The organism is Microbacterium sp. cf046 (assembly GCF_900114345.1).
Taxonomy (GTDB): Bacteria; Actinomycetota; Actinomycetes; order Actinomycetales; family Microbacteriaceae; genus Microbacterium.
This window is the reverse complement of sequence record NZ_FOZJ01000003.1, coordinates 1,057,959-1,076,201: the sequence shown is the minus strand read 5'-3', so window position 1 is coordinate 1,076,201 and position 18,243 is coordinate 1,057,959. Positions and strand designations below refer to the sequence as shown.

The window sequence follows — 18,243 nt, the reverse complement described above, 5'->3', positions numbered from 1 at the left end:
CGTCTCAGTGGTCGGGTCAGGCGCCCTTCTGGGCGCGCAGCGTCGACACCTGGTACAGGGCGACGGATGCCGCGATCCCCGCGTTCAGCGACTCGGTGGCGGCATCGATCGGGATGGAGACGATCTGGTCGCACGTCTCGCTCACGAGACGCGACAGGCCCTTGCCCTCGGATCCGACGACGATCACGACCGGTCGGTCGGCGAGCTCCAGCGCGGGCAGCGAGACGTCTCCGCCGCCGTCGAGGCCCAGGACGAAGACGCCCTGCTTCTTGAACTCCTTGAGCGTCGCGGTGAGGTTCGGCGCGATCGCGACCGGGATGCGTGCCGCGGCGCCGGCGCTCGTCTTCCAGGCTGCGCTGTTGACGCTCGCAGAACGACGCTGCGGGAGGATCACGCCGTGACCGCCGAAGGCGCCGGTCGAGCGGATGATCGCACCGAGGTTGCGCGGATCGGTCACGCCGTCGAGCGCGACGAACAGCGGGGTGCGGCCCTTCTCGATGACGTTCTCGAGCAGGTCCTGCGGGTGCGCGTATTCGTACGGCGGGACCTTGAGCGCGACGCCCTGGTGCACGCCGTCGAAGCCGGCCATCCGGTCGAGCTCGGGCCGGGTCACCTCCATCACGGGGATCTCGCGATGCGTGGCGATCGAGAGCATCTCCTTGACGCGGTCGTCCATCTCGACACGCTGCGCGATGTAGAACGCGGTCGCCGGGATCTTGGCGCGCAGCGCCTCGAGCACCGAGTTGCGCCCGGTCACCACTTCGGTGTCGTCGTCCTTCTTCGCGGCGCGGGGGCGCGACTGCGACTGCCCCGCAGGCCTGCCCTTGCCGCCGGCGGCCGCGTAGCGCTCCTGCGCCGCCTTCCGCTTGCCGGCCGGGTGCCACGCGCGATCCTCGGCCTTCGGGGTCGGTCCGCGGCCCTCGAGCGAGCGCTTGTTCTTGCCGCCCGTGCCCTTGGTGGGGCCCTTCTTGCCCTTGCTGGCGCCAGGGCGCCCCGGCTTGCTACCGGCCATGAATACTCCAATGTGTTGCGTCGTTCGTGTCTTCGAGCGTGATGCCCGCGGCGGCGACCGCGTCGCGGATGCGATCGGCTGCTGCCCAGTCTTTGGCGGCGCGCGCGTCGGCGCGCTGAGCGATGAGGCTGCGGACGAGAGCGCCGAGGGCGGTTGCCTCAGCCCCCGGCGAGTCCGTGTGCCAGGCGGGGTCGAGCGGGTCGATGCCCAGCACGCCGGTCATGATCGCCACATCGGCGAACGCGGCCAGCGTCGCCGCGCGGTCGCCCTCGTCCAGTGCCGTGTTGCCGGCTCGAACGGTCTCGTGGAGCACCGCGAGCGCCTGAGGCACGCCGAGGTCGTCGTCCATCGCGGCTGCGAAGCGCTCCGGCACGACGGCGTCGATGCGCACATCGTCGGAGTCATCCTGCAGGGTGCGCAGCGCGCGCTCGAGGAAGACGCGGATGCGGTCCAGCGCGGTCTCCGCCTCGTCGAAGGAGGATGCCGTGATGTCCAGACTCGACCGGTAGTGCGCGGCGGCGAGCGCGTAGCGGACCACGAGCGGGTCGCGCTCGCGCAGCACGTCTTCGGCGAGCAGGAAGTTGCCGAGGGACTTCGACATCTTCTGGTCGCCGACGGTCACGAGCCCGTTGTGCACCCAGTAGCGCGCGAACGGGTCGCCCGCGGCGGTCGACTGGGCGAGCTCGTTCTCGTGATGCGGGAAGCGCAGATCCAGCCCGCCGCCGTGGATGTCGAACTCGGGTCCGAGGTACCGGCGAGACATCGCCGAGCATTCGATGTGCCAGCCGGGGCGACCGGAGCCCCATGGCGATGCCCAGGTGGCGCTCTCCGGCTCATCGGGCTTGGCGCCCTTCCACAGGGCGAAGTCACGCGGATCGTGCTTGCCGCGAGGATCGGCATCCAGCGCCGGCTCCATGGCATCGAGCGACTGACGGGTGAGCGAGCCGTATTCGGCCCAGGAGCGCACGTCGAAGTACACGTCGCCGTTCGCCGCGTAGGCATGCCCCGCCTCGATCAGGCGGGCGATCAGTTCCTGCATCTGCGGGATCGACGCGGTGGCCCGCGGCTCGTAGGTGGGCGGGGCGATGCCGATCGCGGCATACGCCTGCGAGAACTCCAGCTCCATCCGGTACGCCAGCGCCCACCACGGCTCGGACGCGGTCGCGTTGGCCAGCACCTTGTCGTCGATGTCGGTGACGTTGCGCACGAACGTCACCCGGCCGAAGCGATGGGCGAGCCAGCGCCGCAGGATGTCGAAGCTCAGCGCGCCGCGCAGGTGCCCGATGTGCGGACCGGACTGCACCGTCGGGCCGCAGACGTACACCGTCACGTTCGAGGGGTCCAGCGGCACGAAGTCGCGCAGGGACTGCGCTTTGGTGTCGTAGAGCCTCACGGGCGATGTACCGGGTGTCACCGCACCAGCCTACCGGCGGCCCCGCGGCCGAACCTGGGCGTGACAAGGCGGTGAGCATGGCGGCGGAGCTCGTGGCCGACACGCCCATTGGGGATGCCGCACCACGGCGCGTCGGAACTGATGTCCGCGGTTGTGCACGCGGATCCACCGCCACGCGAATCGGCGACCGGATGCCGGTGCCTGTAGAACTGGAGGGTGCTCCACGTCTTCGCCGTCCTCGCCGCCGCGCTGCTGTTCGGCACGACCGGCACTGCGATGGCCCTCGGGCCGGAGGGCACCACTCCCCTGTCGGTCGGCGCGGTCCGACTCGTGATCGGCGGCACGGGCCTCGCGATCATCGCGTTCCTCCTGACACGACGGCATGCGCTGCGCAGCAGGGCGACCGGCGAGCCTCGGCCGCTGAGCCTCGCCACGGGCGGCATCCGCCCGATCGCCCTGATGGTGCTCACCGGGTTCTGCCTCGCCCTGTACCAGCCGCTGTTCTTCCTCGGTACGGAGCGCAACGGCGTCGCGGTCGGCACGGTCGTCGCCCTCGGATCGGCTCCGATCCTCGCCGGCCTGCTCGAGTGGGGACTCACGCGTCGGATGCCCAGCGGCACCTGGATGACCGCCACCGCGCTCGCGACGGTCGGCGTCGTCCTGCTCGGCTTCGGCGGCGAGGCCGCCGCCGCCGGTGGGGCCGGTGGTGGAGGGACCGATCCGATCGGACTGCTCGGCAGCGTCGGTGCCGGCGCGACGTTCGCAGTCATCGCCAATGTGCAGCGGAGGCTGCTCGACGAAGGCTGGGATCCGTTCACGGTGGTCGGGTCGATGGGTGCGAGCTCTGCCGTGATCTCCGCGCTCGTGCTGCCTTTCGTCGACCTCGCGTGGCTTGCCACCCCGACAGGTCTCGTCATGGCGCTCTGGCTCGGTCTGGCCACGATCTCGATCGCCTACGTCATGTTCACCTGGGGTCTGGGCGGGCTCACCGCCGCCACCGCCGCGACGCTCACCCTCGGCGAACCGCTCACCGCCAGCATCCTCGGCATCGTCGTGCTCGGCGAACGCCTCTCCGCACTCGCGATCATCGGGCTCGCCATCCTCGCCCTCGGTCTCGCGCTGCTCGCGTGGGGCTCCCGCGCCCCTCGCGACCCTGTGCCCTTCGCGGTGGAGGGGTGACGATGCCCGACATCGAGATCCGCACCGACGACCTGAGCGGCGACGCGATCCGCGCGCTGATCGCGTTCCATCTGGACGGCATGCACGACACCTCGCCCGCGGAGAGCGTGCACGCCCTCGATGTGGACGGGCTTCGGCATCCGTCGATCACCTTCTGGTCGGCATGGATCGACGGCGAGCTGGCCGGAATCGGCGCACTCAAGACGATCGACGCCGAGCGAGGCGAGCTCAAGTCGATGCGCGTGGACGATCGCTTCCGCGGCAGCGGCGTCGGCCGCGCGATCCTGCGGCACATCGTGGCCGAAGCGCGTGCGCGGGGAATGACCAGCCTCTGGCTCGAAACCGGCAGCCCCGAGGAATTCGTTCCGGCCCAGCGGCTCTACGAGAGCGAGGGCTTCACGCTGTGCGGCCCGTTCGAGGGTTACACCGACGATCCGTACTCGGTCTTCATGACACGCACGCTCTGAGCCGAGCTGGCGCGGCGACCCTCGTTCGCTCAGGCGGAGACGACCAGTGCGAAGGCGAACGCCGCGACGCCTTCGCCGCGACCGGTGAAGCCGAGGCCATCGGTCGTCGTTGCGGACACCGAGACCGGCGCTCCGCCGAGAGCTGACGACAACGCGTGCTCCGCTTCCACGCGCCTCGCGGCGAATCGAGGGCGGTTCGCCTGGACCTGCACCGCGACGTTGCCGATGCGCCAGCCCGCCTCACCGAGCAGCGCGAGCGTCCGCGAGAGGAACGCATCCGCGTGCGCGCCCGCGTACTCGGGATGGTCGGTGCCGAAGTGCGTTCCGATGTCGCCGAGCCCCGCCGCCGACAGCAGGGCGTCGACGATCGCATGGGCCACGGCGTCGCCGTCGGAGTGGCCGGAGAGCGCGGGCTCGGCCGGCCACTCCAGTCCCGCGAGCCAGAGCGGTCCGTCGCCGCCGAACGCGTGCACGTCGGTTCCGACGCCGACCCGAGGGATCGGCATCGCATTGCCCAGATGCGCGGTCGACTGCGTCAGCGGATGCCGCGCCACGAGCGACCGCGCCCGGTCGAGGTCCGCGGGCGTGGTGATCTTGAAGGCCAGTGGGTCGCCGTCGACGACCGCGACCGTGTGCCCTGCTGCGGCGACCAGCGCGGCGTCATCGGTGTACTCGCGGTCTGCGATCTCGTATGCGGCATCCAGAATGCTCCGGCGGAAGCCCTGGGGCGTCTGGGCGGCCGACAGCTCGGCGCGGTCGACGGCGGCCACGATCGAGGCGTCCTCGACCCGTTTGATCGTGTCGATCACCGGCAACACCGGTATGGCCCCCGGGCGTCCGGCGTCGACGGCCGCGATCACGCGCTCGAACACGGCCGGCGGTGTCAGAGCCCGCGCGGCGTCGTGCACCAGCACCACGTCGACGTCCCCCCAGAGCGCACCGAGCCCGGCCGCGACGGAGGACTGCCGCGTCGGGCCGCCGGCGACGATCGTCACGAGGTCGCGCCGATCACCGGCGGCGGCGAGCGCGTCGGTCAGTGCATCGCCCTCGCGCCCTTCCGGCGCGACGATCACGACCTGCGCCTGCGGCCCGTCGAAGACCCGGGTGAGGGCGTGACGGAGCATGCTGTGCTCGTCGATGCCGACGAACGCCTTCGGCACGCCTGCGGCGAGCCGTGTTCCGGACCCGGCCGCGACGACGATGACCGCGATGCGCGGCACAGGCGTGATGCTCACGCCCTCACGCTACCGGTGCGGCCGACTCAGGAAGCCAGGACCTCGTCGAGGATCGCGCCGGCCTGCTCTTCGTCGGTCTTCTCGGCGAGCGCGAGCTCGGAGATGAGGATCTGCTTCGCCTTCGCGAGCATGCGCTTCTCACCGGCGGACAGTCCGCGGTCCTGGTCACGTCGCCACAGGTCGCGCACGACCTCGCTCACCTTGATGACATCGCCGGAGGCGAGCTTCTCGAGGTTGGCCTTGTACCGACGGGACCAGTTCGTGGGCTCCTCGGTGAAGGGTGCCCGAAGGACCTCGAAGACCCGGTCGAGCCCCTCTTTGCCGATGACGTCGCGAACGCCGACGAGGTCGACATTCTCCGCGGGGACCTCGATGATCAGATCCCCCTGTGTGACGTTGAGCTTCAGGTATCTCTTGGTCTCGCCCTTGATGACCCGGTCCTTGACTTCGATGATCGTCGCGGCCCCGTGATGGGGGTAGACGACCGTTTCGCCAACCTCAAAAAGCATGGAGTTATGTCCTTTCGGCAACCTCCAGGATACCACAGGCGAAGATGCGGTAAGGTTCGCCACCCACCCCTCACGTCCGCCTGCGCGAGCCCCTCGCGCGCGCCTCCACGCGGCTCACGGCGAACCCCTAGAATGCTAGAGATGCCCTCAGCCGTCCCAGGAGGATCCGTGAAATCGCGCCTCATCGCGTCGCTCGCCCTAGGCGCCCTCGTGGTCCTCGGTACGACCGGCTGCGCCATGCTCTCCACTCAGGCGACGACGATCCCGTACTCGCCGTCCGACGGCGTGAACATCCCGGATTCGGGCCCCCTGCAGGTGCGCAACGTCCTCATCGTCACCGACGAGGAAGGCGTCGACGGCAACCTCGTCGCCGCGATCGTCAACCAGACGAGCGAGTCCGAGACGCTGACCATCCAGTGGGGTGAAGGCTCATCGAAGTCGACCGAGAAGATCCGGGTGCCCGCGAACAGCACCGTGAGCCTCGGCACCGAGGAGAACGAGCCGCTCCTGCTCGAAGGCATCGACACGAAGCCGGGCGCGAACCTGCCCATGTTCTTCCAGTCCGGCGACAGCGACGGCATCCTGTTCGACGTGCCCGTGCTCGACGGCTCGCTCGACTACTACGGCGACCTGCTGCCCTGAGCCGCCGGTCTCAGTCCGAGCGGCGTCAGCCCTCGAACCGGTAGCCGAGCCCCCGCACCGTCATGAGCATCGACGGATCGCTCGGGTGCTTCTCGATCCGCGAGCGGATGCGCTTGATGTGCACATCGAGCGTCTTCGTGTCGCCGAAGTAGTCGGTGCCCCACACCCGGTCGATGAGCTGGCCGCGCGTGAGGACCCGCCCGGCGTTGCGCATGAGCACCTCGAGCAGCTCGAATTCCTTGAGCGGCATGTTGATCTCGCGACCCTCCACCGACACCGTGTGGCGGTCGATGTCCAGCACCACCCGCCCGCCGTCGAGCACATGGTCCTCGAGATCGGCTTCATTCTGGGAGAGCCGCCGCAGGACGGCACGCATGCGCGCCAGCAGCTCGCGGGACGAATAGGGCTTCGTGACGTAGTCATCGGCGCCGAGCTCGAGCCCGACGACGATGTCCACCTCGGAGTCCTTCGCCGTCAGCATGATGATCGGCACCCGCGAGGTCGCGCGGATCTGACGGCACACCTCTGTTCCCGACATTCCGGGCAGCATGAGGTCCAGCAGCACGATGTCCGCTCCGCGGTCGCGGTAGGCCGCGAGCGCTGCGGGCCCGTCCTCGGCGATCTCGACGTCGTACCCCTCTCGGCGCAGGAGGTAGGCGAGCGGGTCGGCGAGATCCGGCTCGTCCTCGACGATCAGGACGCGAGTCATGCGGGTGCTCCATTCGTGGGGTGGGATGCTGCGGCGGGAGTGGCCCGCTTCTTCTTGCGGCGCTTCTTGGGCTGCACCTGGTCTACCGGCGGATCGATCAGGGGAAGCCGGATCGTGAAGGTCGAGCCGCGCCCGGGGCGGGACCAGAGCCGCACCTCACCGCCGTGACGCTGCACGGCGTGCTTGACGATGGCGAGCCCGAGTCCGGTGCCGCCGGTGCGCCGGGAACGCGCCTGGTCGGCCCGGTAGAAGCGCTCGAAGACGCGCTCCTGGTCGCCCTCGGCGATTCCGATCCCGCGGTCGGTGACGGCGATCTCCACGACGTTCTCGACCGACTTCACGCCGACCCCGACGCTGGAGCCTCGCGGCGAGTAGGCGATCGCGTTCGCGATCAGGTTGGCGATCGCCTCGCTGAGCACCTGCGCATCTCCGCGCACGTAGAGGCCGCGCTCGCCGCCGCGCACGATCTCGACACCGGTCGAGCCGGCCTGGATCGCGTGGGCCTCGACGGCCGAGGCCACGATCTCGTCGACGGCGACCTCGCGCTCGTCGGTGAACTCGTCGGTGGCCTGCAGGCGGGAGAGGTTCATGATGCGGGAGGTGAGCTGCGCGAGCCTGGCCGCCTCGGCGGTGAGGCGCCCCGCGAAGTCTCGCACCTGGTCGGGATCGTCGGCGGCCGACTCGATCGCCTCGGCGAGGAGGCTCACCGCGCCGACCGGCGTCTTCAGCTCGTGGCTCGTGTTCGCCACGAAATCGCGGCGCATCTGCTCGACGCGCTCCCGCTCGGTGATGTCGCGCAGGACGAGCAGGGTGAGTCGGGCCGAGATGCGCGTCGCGCGGACCACGACCAGGCGGGGCTCGGCCGGAGGAGCACCCCGCCGCAGCCTCAGGGTCGCGGTGACCGCGGATTCGGAGCTGCGCACGCGCCGGGCGATGCCCCGCAGCTCGTCCGAGGAGAGGACGCTGCCCTCGTCGAGGTGGAACGGCACCGCCGCGGCCGACGCCGCCAGCACCGTCGATGAGGCGTCGATCACGATCGCCGCGTCGTCCATGCCGTGCAGAACCTCGCGCACACCGGCGGGGATCTCCGACGACGTCTCGATCCGCGCCCGATCCCTTGCTCTGATCGCGAGCATGATCACCAACGCAGCCGAGCCCCCGATGACCGCTCCGAGAAGCAGAGCGAGCAGCGCGAGCTGCGACGTGTCCATGGCTCAAGCGTAGAGGCGCCCAGGATGCCGACCAGGACGTCCCGCGCGCCTACGGGGAGCGGGCCGGTTAGTATTCACTCTCGCGGCACCGTTCGTTAACCTTCGATGGCGACAATCGCCAGGTCGCGAGGCATGTGCCTGCTGCGGAACACGAAAGGTGCTGCAATGCGCGAAGTCTTCCATCAGTCCCTCGAGGACGTCCAGGGACGTCTCGTCGAGATCGCCGAACTCGTCACCGTCGCCATCGACAAGGCGACGCGGGCGTTCAGCTCGAGTGACGTCGCGCTCGCGGAGGAAGTGATCGAGGCCGACGTCGTCATCGATGAGAAGGCCGTCGCACTCGACGAGCTCGCGATCGAGATCCTCGCGCGCCAGCAGCCGGTCGCGCGTGATCTGCGCATCGTCGTGAGCGCCCTGCGGATCAGCGCATCGCTCGAGCGGATGGGCGACATCGCCGAGCACATCGCGCAGCTCACGCGCATGCGGTTCCCCGAGCGCGCCATCCCGAAGGGGCTGAAGTCGACCTTCACCAAGATGGGCGAGCTCGACGTCAACGTCGCGCGGAAGCTCACCGAGCTGCTGCGCACCGAAGACCAGGCTCTCGCCGAGGAGATCCGCAACGACGACGACCAGCTCGACGACCTGCACATCAGCGTCTTCGAGAAGGTGCTCAGCGACAGCTGGAAGGGCGAGGCGTCGGCCACCGTCGATGCAACGCTCGCCAGCCGCTACCACGAGCGCTTCGCCGATCACGCGGTCTCCGTCGCGAAGAAGGTCGTCTACCTCTCCACCGGAGATTGGACCGTCGAGACCGACACGATCGACGTCGTCACGCCGTAGCCGGAGTCGAACGAGGGCGGATGCTGCTTCGGCAGCATCCGCCCTCGTTTCGTTACTTCTTCCCCTGGCTGGCGACCGCGGCGGCGCCCGCGGCGGCGGCCTCCGGGTCGAGGTACTCGCCCGGGCCGATCGGCTGGAGGTTCTCGTCGAGCCGGTAGACCAGCGGGATGCCGGTCGGGATGTTCAGTTCGGCGATGTCGGCATCGCTGATGCCGTCGAGGTGCTTGACGAGTCCGCGCAGCGAGTTGCCGTGGGCGGTGACCAGCACGGTCTTGCCGGCGCGGAGGTCGGGGACGATGTCGCTCTCCCAGTACGGCAGGAACCGGTCGATCACGAGCGCGAGGGACTCGGTGCGCGGCACCTCGCCGTCGATGCCGACATAGCGCGGGTCGCCGACCTGGCTGAACTCGGAGTCGTCGGCGAGCGGCGGGGGCGGCACGTCGAACGAGCGGCGCCACAGCATGAACTGCTCCGGGCCGAACTCCTCGAGCGTCTGCGCCTTGTCCTTGCCCTGCAGCGCGCCGTAGTGCCGCTCGTTGAGGCGCCACGTGCGCTTGACGGGGATCCACAGGCGGTCGGCGGCATCCAGGGCGAGATTCGCGGTCTGGATCGCGCGACTGAGCACCGAGGTGTGCAGCACGTCGGGGAGCAGGCCCGACTCGGCGAGCAGCTCGCCGCCGCGGATGGCTTCGGCCTCACCCTTGTCGGAGAGCCGCACATCGACCCATCCGGTGAAGAGGTTGAGCTCGTTCCAGACGCTCTGGCCGTGGCGGAGGAGGATCAGCGTATAGGGCGCGGTCATTGCCCCATGATAGCCACGCGCCCGCACGCCATCCGGCGTCGCCGTCCTCCGCGAGCGGGCTGGCATCATGAGCGTATGGCCAGCGGTCGCTCCCCCATCGGACAGGTCACGCGCGGGACGACCGGCACCAACCGGCTCCGCCGCGTGGACCGGTGGATCGCTCGGCACCCGTCGCTGCGGCGAGCGCCCGAGCCGCTCGTGGTCGACCTCGGATTCGGGGCGAGCGCGGTCACCGCGCTGGAGCTGTGGGCCCGCCTGGCCCGCACGCGGCCGGACATCGACGTCCTCGGGCTCGAGATCGACCCGACGCGCGTCGCGCGCGCGGAGTCCCAGCTCGCGGATGTGCGGGCCGGACGCACCCCGTTCGCGGCGGCGCCACGTGTCTCGTTCGCGCTCGGCGGGTTCGAGGTGCCCGCTCCACGCCGGCCCGCCGTCATCCGCGCGATGAACGTCCTGCGGCAGTACGACGAGTCCGAGGTGGCGGCCGCCTGGAGCCGCATGGCGGCTCGGCTGGCGCCGGACGGGCTGCTGGTGGAGGGCACCTGCGATGAGCTCGGACGGATCTGCACCTGGGTCGCGATCGGACCGGATGCCGTCCCCCGGACCCTCACGATCTCGCTGCGGCTCACCGGGCTCGAACGCCCCTCGATCGCAGCCGAGCGGCTGCCGAAGGCGCTGATCCATCACAACGTCCCGGGCGAGCGGGTGCACGCGCTGCTGGGCGCGCTCGACGGCGAATGGGATCGCGCGGCCGGGATGTCGCCCTTCGGACCCGTGCAGCGCTGGGAGGCGGCGCTGACGGCGCTCAGGGACTCCGGGCATTCCGTCGCAGAGCGCTCGCGCTGGCGTCTCGGTGAACTCACCGTGCCGTGGAGCGAAGTCGCGCCCGGCTGATCGCAGGTCGGTACGGGTCAGATCCGCGGCACGCAGGCGCGGGCCTCGGCGCTGGGCATGCCCGTGGCCGTCAGCAGGTCGACAGCGAGCGGTCGCAGCGCGGCGATCAGGTTCTGCTCGCCGAGCGACGAGTCGGGGAGCATCGCGACCGGGTCCAGGCGCGCCGCGACCGCTTTGACCGCCTCGCGTGCGACGGGTTCGATCGAGATGTCGGTGAGCGACTGGGCGACCAGCTGCGCGGCACGAGCCAGCTCGCCGACCGTGTCGGCCGCGACGGGCCGGGCTGCTCCGTCGTCGCACAGGTAGACCACGCGGCGGGCGATGACCCGCAGATTGCGCGTGGCCAGATCGGTCGACTGGCGCATGCGCTCGTGCCGCTGGAGCTCCGAGCGATGCCGGCGCACGAACGGAGAGATCCGGGCGATCGCGATGCCCGATTCCAGCGACGTCGACCAGGCGTCCACCAGCGGCTGCAGGGCCCGCGCCTTCTCGAGTCCGCGTTCGGCACGCAGACGGTCTCCGCGACGAAGGGCCTGGGCGAGCGTGCCCATCGCCGAATCCAGTGCGCGATACACAGCCGTGCCGCTGCGCACCTCGTCGCGCTGAAGGGTCCGAGGGATGAGCGCGGTGACGAGGAGTGCCGCGATGCCTCCGATGAGCCCGTCGACCAGCCGGGTGAACGGAGCGTTGGCCGGGATCACCATCACGATCAGCGCCTGGATCGCAGCGGCGATCGCGAAGCTCGCCTGCGCCGAGAGGAATCGGGCCACGACGAGCGTGAGACCGAGCGCCAGCGCGATCTGCCACCATCCCGGCCCGGCGGCGAGCAGCAGCAGCTCGGCCACCAGGATTCCGACCAGCATCCCGAGCACCGTCTCGAGCACGCGCCGCGGACGGGCATCGCGCACCAGGCCCAAGCTCGAGACGCAGACCGTCGCGGCGAGCAGGGGTGCGGGGTGCCCGAGGACGTAGTGGGCGAATGCGAATGCGCCGGTCGTGGCGACCACGATCTGCAGGATCGCGATCGAGGACTGCTGCACGCGCCGGAGTCCGCGGCGCGGATCGACCCGCCTGCGCCATCCGGTGGCGACGGCCGTCGTGGTCGGCTCGGGGGTCTCGCCCACGGCGTCGCCTCAGCCGGCTCGGCGACCGAGCCGGGGCAGCCGGGGAATGTCGGCAGTCGCTCCCGCCTCGGGCGGGACGATGACCTCCTGCGCAGCGGTGATGTCTCCATCGGAGGTGCGCACGACGAACTGGGCGTCCGTCGGGGTGCTGCGACGCACGACCGCGAGGGCGATCGGGCCGTCCTCGAAATGCAGCGCGGCGGAGGTGACGATGCCGACGACGTTCTCGCCGACGACCACCTCGTCGCCGGGTGCGGGGAGCACGGAGTCGCTCCCGTCGAGCTGCAGGGCGACGATGCGGCGGGGCGGATGCCCCAGATTGTGCACCTTGGCGACCGTCTCCTGCCCGCGGTAGCAGCCCTTCTCGAGGTGCACGGCCGTGCGGAGCCAGTCCAGCTCGTGGGGAAGCGCGCGGTCGTCGACCTCGCTCGACCGGCGGGGGCGCCATGCGGCGATGCGCAGGGCATCGGCGGCGGCGAGTCCGGCGAGGGCGAGCTCGCCCGTGGCGGCGGCATCCGCGATTCGCTCCTCCTCGGCGCGCGTCACGACGGCCTCCGCCCAGTCGCGCTCTGCGCCCGGATGCGACGAGGCGACCGCGTACGCGTATCCGCCGGCCGCGACGTTCGGCCACGGGTCGGTCCACACCAGCAGCACGCCGGTCGGCTCCGCCGGCCGCACCGCACTCAGGCCGGCGCGCGTGCCGCCGATGACCCCGTACTCCTCGCTCGCATCGCGAGGGTCGACGCGCAGGCGGAACCTCATCTTGCGCAACCAGGACAGCAAGGGCTCGGCATCCTCACGATCGGTGATGAGCCAGGTCGTCTCGCCGTCGTCCAGGACGGATGCGGCGTGCTCGATGTGCCCGTGCGGATCGAGCACGAGAAGCTCGGTGCTCTCGCCAGGGGCGAGCCGGGTGAGGGCCTGCGAGGTCAGCGAGTCGAGCCACGAGAGCCGGTCCTCACCGGGAACGGCAAGCACGGCGCGGTCTCCGAGCGGTGCCACCGCGGCGCCTGATGCCAGCGCGCGCTGCTCGCCCAGCGGGTTGCCGAGGTGGCGCAGACCCGACTCGTCGGTGACCGCCCCGGGGACGCGTGCGAACGGCGAGGTCATCAGTCCGCCTTCGCCAGACGCGCGGATGCGTGGGAGGCGAGCTCGCGGCCGAGGGCTGCGATGTCCCACGCCCACAGCAGGTGGCCGTCGACCAGGCCGTACATGCGGGTGGCTGCGGCGTACACCTTCGCGCCGGCGGTGCGCACGACCGCGTCCGTGGCGAGGTCGATGCGGGGTCCGCGGATCTGCCCCAGGTACAGCTCGCTCACGCCGTCCGAATGGACGATCGAGGCCTCGATGTCGAATCCGCCCTTGTCGTTGCGCAGTTGCTCGACGTCGTCGGCCGTGCGCGCGATCGGCACGCCGAGCGGGGGAAGCAGCCCAGGGCCGGCTTCGGCATCCGTCGCCGTACGGGAGAGCCGCCAGTAGCCCATCTCGGAGACGAGCGGCGTCCGTGCGCGCTCGCCTTCGTCCGATGCCGGGGAGTCATCCAGCAGCCACGCGCTCGCCGCGTAGTTCAGGTACGTGCCGCCGTCGTGACTGAAGCTCACCCGGTGGACGAACTCGCCGGCGAAGCGATGGTCGTCGACCTCGTAGTCGATGACGCCGGTGCCCTCCCACACGCCGATGAGCCACGACAGCGGCGCCAGGTCGGCAGGCAGGTCCGTAGGAAGGTCGAACACGACGCGCCCGCCGTCAGCGCTGGCCGCGATAGAGGTTCTTGATCACGACGCCGGACACGAAGAAGATCGCGAGCGACGCGAGTGCGAGAAGCCCCACGAAGAAGAGTTCGAGAGCGACGAGGTCCATGGATGAAGTCTAGCCGGGAACGATCGAGGACAGACCGAACCCGAGGCTGATGACGCCCATCACGAGCAGCGCACCGAGCACGCTTGCGGCGACCCGCTCGGTGAAGCCCTGCGACCGGCCGAACCAGAGCTGGATGGCGAACGCGAGAACGAGGCAGCCGCCGAGCCCGACGGTGAGCCACGCCGCGCGCCAGGCCTCGGGCACGAAGAGTCCGATCGAGACGCCCACGAGGGCCGCGACGACCCACACCGCGATGACGCCGCCGAAGGTGCGACGGGGGGCGAGTTCCGGGACGGTCACGGGTCCATCATCCCGCAAGTCGGGGCCGCGCGCACCGCATCTTGAGCCACCCCTGAGGACATCGAATCGAATCGATGGCTCCTCAAGCCCTAAACTGGATCGAACGGCGCTACCCCCTGCGCCGGGAGGACGGCGTTTTTGGCACAGCTTCTCGTTCTGAGCTCCGCCCACGGTGGCGGCCCGGTCCTGCCCTCGCTGGAGCTGCTGAGCCACCGAGTCCGGCAGATTCCCGCCGAGCCTGCGCAGCTGGTGAACGCCCCCAGCGCCGACATCATCTTCGTCGACGCGCGCATCGACCTGGTCGGTGCGAAGTCGCTGTGCAAGATCCTCAACACCACCGGGCTCGACGCTCCGCTGCTGCTCGTGGTGACCGAAGGCGGCCTGACCGCAGTGTCCACTGACTGGGGCGTCGACGACGTCATCCTGGTCACCGCGGGTCCCGCCGAGGTCGACGCGCGCGTCCGGCTGGCGATCGGGCGGATGACCAAGGACCAGGTGTCGACCCGCATCCAGACCTCCGGCATCACGATCGATGAATCGTCCTACTCCGCGAAGGTGCACGGCAAGCCCCTCGATCTGACCTACAAGGAGTTCCAGCTCCTGCACTTCTTCGCCACGCACCCCTCGCGCGTCTTCACCCGCGAGCAGCTGCTGAGCGAAGTCTGGGGGTACGACTACTTCGGCGGCACCCGCACCGTCGACGTGCACGTGCGACGTCTGCGGGCCAAGCTCGGCGATCTCGAGCAGCTCATCGGCACGGTCCGCAACGTCGGCTACCGCTTCAACGTGTACGAAGACGATCAGGTCCCGGCTCCGCGGGAGCGCACCGGCGCGTAGCAATCGGTCCCCGCTGAGCGAGCGGAGCGAGTCGAAGCGTTCACACACACGTCACCTCACCCTGCAATGATGAGGGGATGATCGAACACGACGTGCTCGACGCAGGTCTCGGAGACGCGGATGACGACGACTTCGACCTGTCCGAGGTCTTCGACTCGCAGCTGCCCGACAACCGCTACCTCGACCGCGAACTGAGTTGGCTCGCGTTCAATCAGCGCGTGCTCGAGCTGGCTGAGGATCCGGCCTTGCCCGTCCTCGAGCGGGCGAACTTCCTCGCGATCTTCGCGAGCAACCTCGACGAGTTCTTCATGGTCCGAGTGGCCGGCCTGAAGCGCCGCATCATCACTGGTCTGGCGATTCCGACGAACGTGGGACGCTCGCCGCAGGAGGTCCTCGCGGACATCTCGGCTGATGCGCACGCGCTCCAGCTGCGTCACGCCGACGCCTGGACCTCGCAGGTGCGGCCGTCGCTGGCGGATGCCGGCATCGAGGTCATCTCGTGGGATCAGCTCGAGGATGACGAGCGCACGCGCGTCTCCGACTACTTCCAGGGTCAGGTCTTCCCGGTGCTGATGCCGCTGGCGGTCGACCCGGCTCACCCGTTCCCCTACATCTCGGGGCTCTCCCTCAACCTCGCGATCCGCATCCGCAACGCGAAGACCGGTCGCCAGGAGTTCGCGCGACTCAAGGTTCCGCCGATGCTCCCGCGCTTCGTGGACGTCTCCCGGCACGGCGACACGGTTCGCTACCTGCCGCTCGAGGAGCTCATCGCGAACCACCTCGAAGACCTGTTCCCCGGCATGGAGATCCTCGACCACCACGCCTTCCGGCTCACCCGCAACGAAGACGTCGTGATCGAGGAGGACGAGACCGAGAACCTCATCCAGGCGCTCGAAGCCGAGCTCCTGCGCCGGAGGTTCGGTCCGCCGATCCGCCTCGAGGTCGGCGACGACATGGATGACGTCACGCTCGATCTGCTGATCAGCGAGCTCGACATCACCGAGCAGGAGGTCTACCGCCTCCCCGGGTCGCTCGACCTGCGCGGTCTGTTCGATCTCGCCAAGATCGACCGGCCCGAACTGCACTACCCCGCGCATGTCCCCACGACCGCACTCGCCTTCCAGCCACGCGAGCAGAACGGCCGCGCCGACATCTTCGCCGCGATCCGCCGGGCGGACGTGCTCGTGCACCACCCCTACGAGTCGTTCGCGACGAGCGTGCAGGCGTTCCTGGAGCAGGCGGCGAAGGACCCGCACGTGCTCGCCATCAAGCAGACCCTGTATCGCACCTCCGGCGACAGCCCGATCGTCCAGTCGCTCATCGACGCCGCCGAGTCCGGCAAGCAGGTGCTGGCCCTCGTCGAGGTGAAGGCCCGATTCGACGAGGCCGCGAACATCGTCTGGGCACGCAAGCTCGAGAAAGCCGGCGTGCACGTCGTGTACGGCCTGGTCGGGCTCAAGACCCACTGCAAGCTCGCCCTCGTGATCCGCGAGGAGGACGGCCGGCTCCGCCACTACAGCCACGTCGGCACGGGCAACTACAACCCCAAGACGAGCCGCATCTACGAGGACTTCGGCCTGTTCACCGTCGACGACCAGGTCGGGCGCGACCTCACGCGCCTGTTCAACGAACTGTCCGGCTACGCGATCGAGAAGAAGTTCAAGCGGCTCCTGGTGGCGCCGCTGCACCTGCGGAAGGGCCTCCTGCGACTCATCGAGCGGGAGCGCCGCAACGCCCTCGCGGGCAAGCCCGCCAGCATCCGCATCAAGGTCAACTCGATGGTCGACGAGCAGATCATCGACGCGCTCTACCGGGCGAGCCAGGCGGGTGTGCCGGTCGAGGTGTGGGTGCGCGGAATCTGCTCGCTCAAGCCCGGAGTCGCGGGCGTCAGTGAGAACATCCGGGTGCGCAGCATCCTGGGTCGGTACCTCGAGCACTCCCGCATCTTCATGTTCCACAACGACGGCGACCCGCAGGTGTACATCGGCAGCGCCGACATGATGCACCGCAACCTCGACCGCCGCGTCGAAGCGCTCGTGCGGGTGGTCGCGCCGGCGCACCTCAAGGAGCTCACCGATCTGTTCGAACTCGCGATGAGTGATACGACCAGCTCATGGTGGCTCGACTCCGAAGGCCACTGGACGCGCCACAGCCTGGATGCCGACGGCAAGCCGCTCGTCGACATCCAGGATCAGACGATGACCGACGTGCAGCGGCGCCGTCGGTCGCGGACGGCACGATGACCGAGACCGCCGTCTACGCGGCGGGTGGCGTGCTCTGGCGCATCGTCGAGGACAAGCTCCTCGTGCTGCTCATCCACCGCACGCAGTACAAGGACGTCACCCTGCCCAAGGGCAAGGTCGACCCGGGCGAGATGCTCGCCGAGACCGCCACGCGCGAGATCTACGAAGAGACCGGCATCCGGGTGAGCCTCGGCGTGCCGGTCGGCGTCTCGCGCTACCGCATGCCGAACAAGCGGCAGAAGATCGTCCACTACTGGGCGGCCGAGGCGACGGACGCGGCCATCCGGTCCTCGGCGTTCGTGCCGAACAAGGAGATCGCGGCACTGGAGTGGGTCCCGCTGAAGAAGGCGGCGGGCCGGCTCAGCTATCCGGTCGACGTCGAGATCCTGGAGCACTTCGAGAAGCTCGTCGACGACGGCGTGCTGCGCACGTTCCCGATCATCGCACTCCGCCACGCGAAGGCCCTCCCGCGCGAGGAGTGGGACGGCAAGGACACCGCTCGTCCGCTCGCGCCGCGCGGCAAGAAGCAGGCCAACTCGATCGTGGGTCCGCTGTTGGCGTTCGGAGCGCGCAAGATCGTCTCGAGCCCCGCGGCCCGATGCGTCAAGACCGTGGCCCCGCTGTCGGCCGCGCTCGGCCGCAAGATCGACAAGACGGCACTGATCAGCCAGGACGCCTGGGAGGACGGCAAGTCGGACGCCCGCACGATCGTCGGCGAGCGCGTCCGCACGCGCAAGCCCGCGGTGCTGTGCAGCCACGGACCGGTGCTGCCCGAGATCCTCACCGAGATCGCGCTCGCCACAGGCACGCTGCGAGGGTCATACCTCGGCAGCGCATCGGCGCTGGAAGCCGGTGCCTTCTCGGTGGTGCACCTCTCGATCGACAATCCGGGATCGGGAATCGTCGCGATCGAGACCCACGCTCCGAAGGTTTGACCGGCGTTCGGTGCCCTCGCCCCGTTCACCTCCCGTTCACCATTCGAGCCC

At 69.7% G+C, this 18,243-nt stretch carries 19 protein-coding genes; 8 read left to right on the top strand and 11 right to left on the bottom strand.

What is annotated here, in order from left to right; translation table 11 throughout:
- Window positions 1-16: 16 nt before the first annotated feature.
- Entirely contained in the window at window positions 17-1,012 is a 996-nt protein-coding gene (gene rlmB / locus BM349_RS17430) for a 23S rRNA (guanosine(2251)-2'-O)-methyltransferase RlmB (RefSeq protein ID WP_091708793.1), read from the bottom strand.
- The gene (cysS, locus tag BM349_RS17425) at window positions 1,002-2,426 is read right to left on the bottom strand and encodes a cysteine--tRNA ligase (RefSeq protein ID WP_254773983.1); all 1,425 of its coding nucleotides are present in this window, start codon (window positions 2,424-2,426) and stop codon (window positions 1,002-1,004) included. The genes rlmB and cysS overlap by 11 nt, the downstream gene beginning before the upstream one ends.
- 195 nt (window positions 2,427-2,621) lie before the next feature.
- On the opposite strand from cysS, the gene BM349_RS17420 reads away from it, so the two are divergent.
- Together BM349_RS17420 and BM349_RS17415 are read left to right on the top strand one after the other, a co-directional pair.
- Window positions 2,622-3,584, top strand: a complete 963-nt coding sequence (locus BM349_RS17420; RefSeq protein WP_091708789.1) for a DMT family transporter — start codon at window positions 2,622-2,624, stop codon at window positions 3,582-3,584.
- Between the two features lie 2 nt (window positions 3,585-3,586).
- On the top strand, window positions 3,587-4,051 hold the full coding sequence (locus BM349_RS17415) for a GNAT family N-acetyltransferase (RefSeq protein ID WP_175525354.1): 465 nt from the start codon (window positions 3,587-3,589) through the stop codon (window positions 4,049-4,051).
- Window positions 4,052-4,080: 29 nt separating this feature from the next.
- Here BM349_RS17415 and ispD read toward each other — a convergent pair whose 3' ends face one another.
- Window positions 4,081-5,286 carry a 2-C-methyl-D-erythritol 4-phosphate cytidylyltransferase gene (gene ispD / locus BM349_RS17410; RefSeq protein WP_091708783.1) on the bottom strand — a complete coding sequence of 402 codons (1,206 nt, stop codon included), beginning with the start codon at window positions 5,284-5,286 and terminating at the stop codon, window positions 4,081-4,083.
- A 26-nt stretch (window positions 5,287-5,312) separates the two neighbouring features.
- Window positions 5,313-5,795, bottom strand: a complete 483-nt coding sequence (locus tag BM349_RS17405; protein WP_091708781.1) for a CarD family transcriptional regulator — start codon at window positions 5,793-5,795, stop codon at window positions 5,313-5,315.
- Window positions 5,796-5,936: 141 nt separating this feature from the next.
- Here BM349_RS17405 and BM349_RS17400 point away from each other — a divergent pair, with 141 nt between their 5' ends.
- Window positions 5,937-6,437: a DNA modification methylase gene (locus BM349_RS17400; RefSeq protein WP_254773981.1), complete on the top strand. Its 501-nt coding sequence runs from the start codon at window positions 5,937-5,939 to the stop codon at window positions 6,435-6,437.
- 25 nt (window positions 6,438-6,462) lie between these two features.
- On the opposite strand, the gene BM349_RS17395 is transcribed toward BM349_RS17400, so the two are convergent.
- Window positions 6,463-7,146, bottom strand: coding sequence for a response regulator transcription factor (locus tag BM349_RS17395; RefSeq protein WP_091708777.1), 684 nt, complete (start codon window positions 7,144-7,146; stop codon window positions 6,463-6,465).
- The gene (locus BM349_RS17390; protein ID WP_091708774.1) at window positions 7,143-8,357 is read right to left on the bottom strand and encodes a sensor histidine kinase; all 1,215 of its coding nucleotides are present in this window, start codon (window positions 8,355-8,357) and stop codon (window positions 7,143-7,145) included. The genes BM349_RS17395 and BM349_RS17390 overlap by 4 nt, the downstream gene beginning before the upstream one ends.
- A 165-nt stretch (window positions 8,358-8,522) precedes the next feature.
- Here BM349_RS17390 and phoU point away from each other — a divergent pair, with 165 nt between their 5' ends.
- Window positions 8,523-9,197: a phosphate signaling complex protein PhoU gene (gene phoU, locus BM349_RS17385; RefSeq protein ID WP_091708771.1), complete on the top strand. Its 675-nt coding sequence runs from the start codon at window positions 8,523-8,525 to the stop codon at window positions 9,195-9,197.
- Window positions 9,198-9,249: 52 nt separating this feature from the next.
- Here the strand turns inward: phoU and BM349_RS17380 are convergent, their stop codons facing one another.
- The gene (locus BM349_RS17380) at window positions 9,250-9,999 is read right to left on the bottom strand and encodes a phosphoglyceromutase (protein ID WP_091708769.1); all 750 of its coding nucleotides are present in this window, start codon (window positions 9,997-9,999) and stop codon (window positions 9,250-9,252) included.
- Between the two features lie 75 nt (window positions 10,000-10,074).
- Here BM349_RS17380 and BM349_RS17375 point away from each other — a divergent pair, with 75 nt between their 5' ends.
- Window positions 10,075-10,893 (top strand): class I SAM-dependent methyltransferase, encoded by an 819-nt coding sequence (locus tag BM349_RS17375; protein WP_091708767.1) that lies wholly within the window; start codon window positions 10,075-10,077, stop codon window positions 10,891-10,893.
- A 17-nt stretch (window positions 10,894-10,910) separates the two neighbouring features.
- Here BM349_RS17375 and BM349_RS17370 read toward each other — a convergent pair whose 3' ends face one another.
- The 4 genes from BM349_RS17370 to BM349_RS17355 form a co-directional block, all read right to left on the bottom strand.
- On the bottom strand, window positions 10,911-12,017 hold the full coding sequence (locus BM349_RS17370; RefSeq protein ID WP_091708765.1) for an FUSC family protein: 1,107 nt from the start codon (window positions 12,015-12,017) through the stop codon (window positions 10,911-10,913).
- A gap of 9 nt (window positions 12,018-12,026) precedes the next feature.
- Complete coding sequence (locus BM349_RS17365; protein WP_091708763.1) at window positions 12,027-13,127, bottom strand: CAF17-like 4Fe-4S cluster assembly/insertion protein YgfZ; 1,101 nt, start codon at window positions 13,125-13,127, stop codon at window positions 12,027-12,029.
- On the bottom strand, window positions 13,127-13,750 hold the full coding sequence (locus BM349_RS17360) for a nitrobindin family protein (protein WP_091708761.1): 624 nt from the start codon (window positions 13,748-13,750) through the stop codon (window positions 13,127-13,129). The genes BM349_RS17365 and BM349_RS17360 overlap by 1 nt, the downstream gene beginning before the upstream one ends.
- A 136-nt stretch (window positions 13,751-13,886) precedes the next feature.
- Window positions 13,887-14,177: a hypothetical protein gene (locus BM349_RS17355; protein WP_091708759.1), complete on the bottom strand. Its 291-nt coding sequence runs from the start codon at window positions 14,175-14,177 to the stop codon at window positions 13,887-13,889.
- 138 nt (window positions 14,178-14,315) lie between these two features.
- On the opposite strand from BM349_RS17355, the gene BM349_RS17350 reads away from it, so the two are divergent.
- The 3 genes from BM349_RS17350 (at window position 14,316) to BM349_RS17340 (ending at window position 18,192) form a co-directional block, all read left to right on the top strand.
- Window positions 14,316-15,014, top strand: coding sequence for a response regulator transcription factor (locus BM349_RS17350; RefSeq protein ID WP_091708757.1), 699 nt, complete (start codon window positions 14,316-14,318; stop codon window positions 15,012-15,014).
- A gap of 77 nt (window positions 15,015-15,091) precedes the next feature.
- Window positions 15,092-17,257 (top strand): RNA degradosome polyphosphate kinase, encoded by a 2,166-nt coding sequence (locus BM349_RS17345; RefSeq protein ID WP_091708755.1) that lies wholly within the window; start codon window positions 15,092-15,094, stop codon window positions 17,255-17,257.
- Window positions 17,254-18,192, top strand: a complete 939-nt coding sequence (locus BM349_RS17340; protein ID WP_091708753.1) for an NUDIX hydrolase — start codon at window positions 17,254-17,256, stop codon at window positions 18,190-18,192. The genes BM349_RS17345 and BM349_RS17340 overlap by 4 nt, the downstream gene beginning before the upstream one ends.
- Window positions 18,193-18,243: the final 51 nt, after the last annotated feature.

Excerpts from the sequence above, each read along its gene's own strand:
- BM349_RS17375 (WP_091708767.1), top strand. The coding sequence starts at position 10,075 with ATGGCCAGCGGTCGCTCCCCCATCGGACAGGTCACGCGCGGGACGACC.
- BM349_RS17345 (WP_091708755.1), top strand. The coding sequence starts at position 15,092 with ATGATCGAACACGACGTGCTCGACGCAGGTCTCGGAGACGCGGATGAC.
- BM349_RS17395 (WP_091708777.1), bottom strand. The coding sequence starts at position 7,146 with ATGACTCGCGTCCTGATCGTCGAGGACGAGCCGGATCTCGCCGACCCG.
- BM349_RS17380 (WP_091708769.1), bottom strand. The coding sequence starts at position 9,999 with ATGACCGCGCCCTATACGCTGATCCTCCTCCGCCACGGCCAGAGCGTC.
- BM349_RS17415 (WP_175525354.1), top strand. The coding sequence starts at position 3,587 with ATGCCCGACATCGAGATCCGCACCGACGACCTGAGCGGCGACGCGATC.
- BM349_RS17365 (WP_091708763.1), bottom strand. The coding sequence starts at position 13,127 with ATGACCTCGCCGTTCGCACGCGTCCCCGGGGCGGTCACCGACGAGTCG.
- rlmB (WP_091708793.1), bottom strand. The coding sequence starts at position 1,012 with ATGGCCGGTAGCAAGCCGGGGCGCCCTGGCGCCAGCAAGGGCAAGAAG.
- phoU (WP_091708771.1), top strand. The coding sequence starts at position 8,523 with ATGCGCGAAGTCTTCCATCAGTCCCTCGAGGACGTCCAGGGACGTCTC.
- BM349_RS17340 (WP_091708753.1), top strand. The coding sequence starts at position 17,254 with ATGACCGAGACCGCCGTCTACGCGGCGGGTGGCGTGCTCTGGCGCATC.
- BM349_RS17405 (WP_091708781.1), bottom strand. The coding sequence starts at position 5,795 with ATGCTTTTTGAGGTTGGCGAAACGGTCGTCTACCCCCATCACGGGGCC.
- BM349_RS17390 (WP_091708774.1), bottom strand. The coding sequence starts at position 8,357 with ATGGACACGTCGCAGCTCGCGCTGCTCGCTCTGCTTCTCGGAGCGGTC.
- BM349_RS17400 (WP_254773981.1), top strand. The coding sequence starts at position 5,937 with ATGCCCTCAGCCGTCCCAGGAGGATCCGTGAAATCGCGCCTCATCGCG.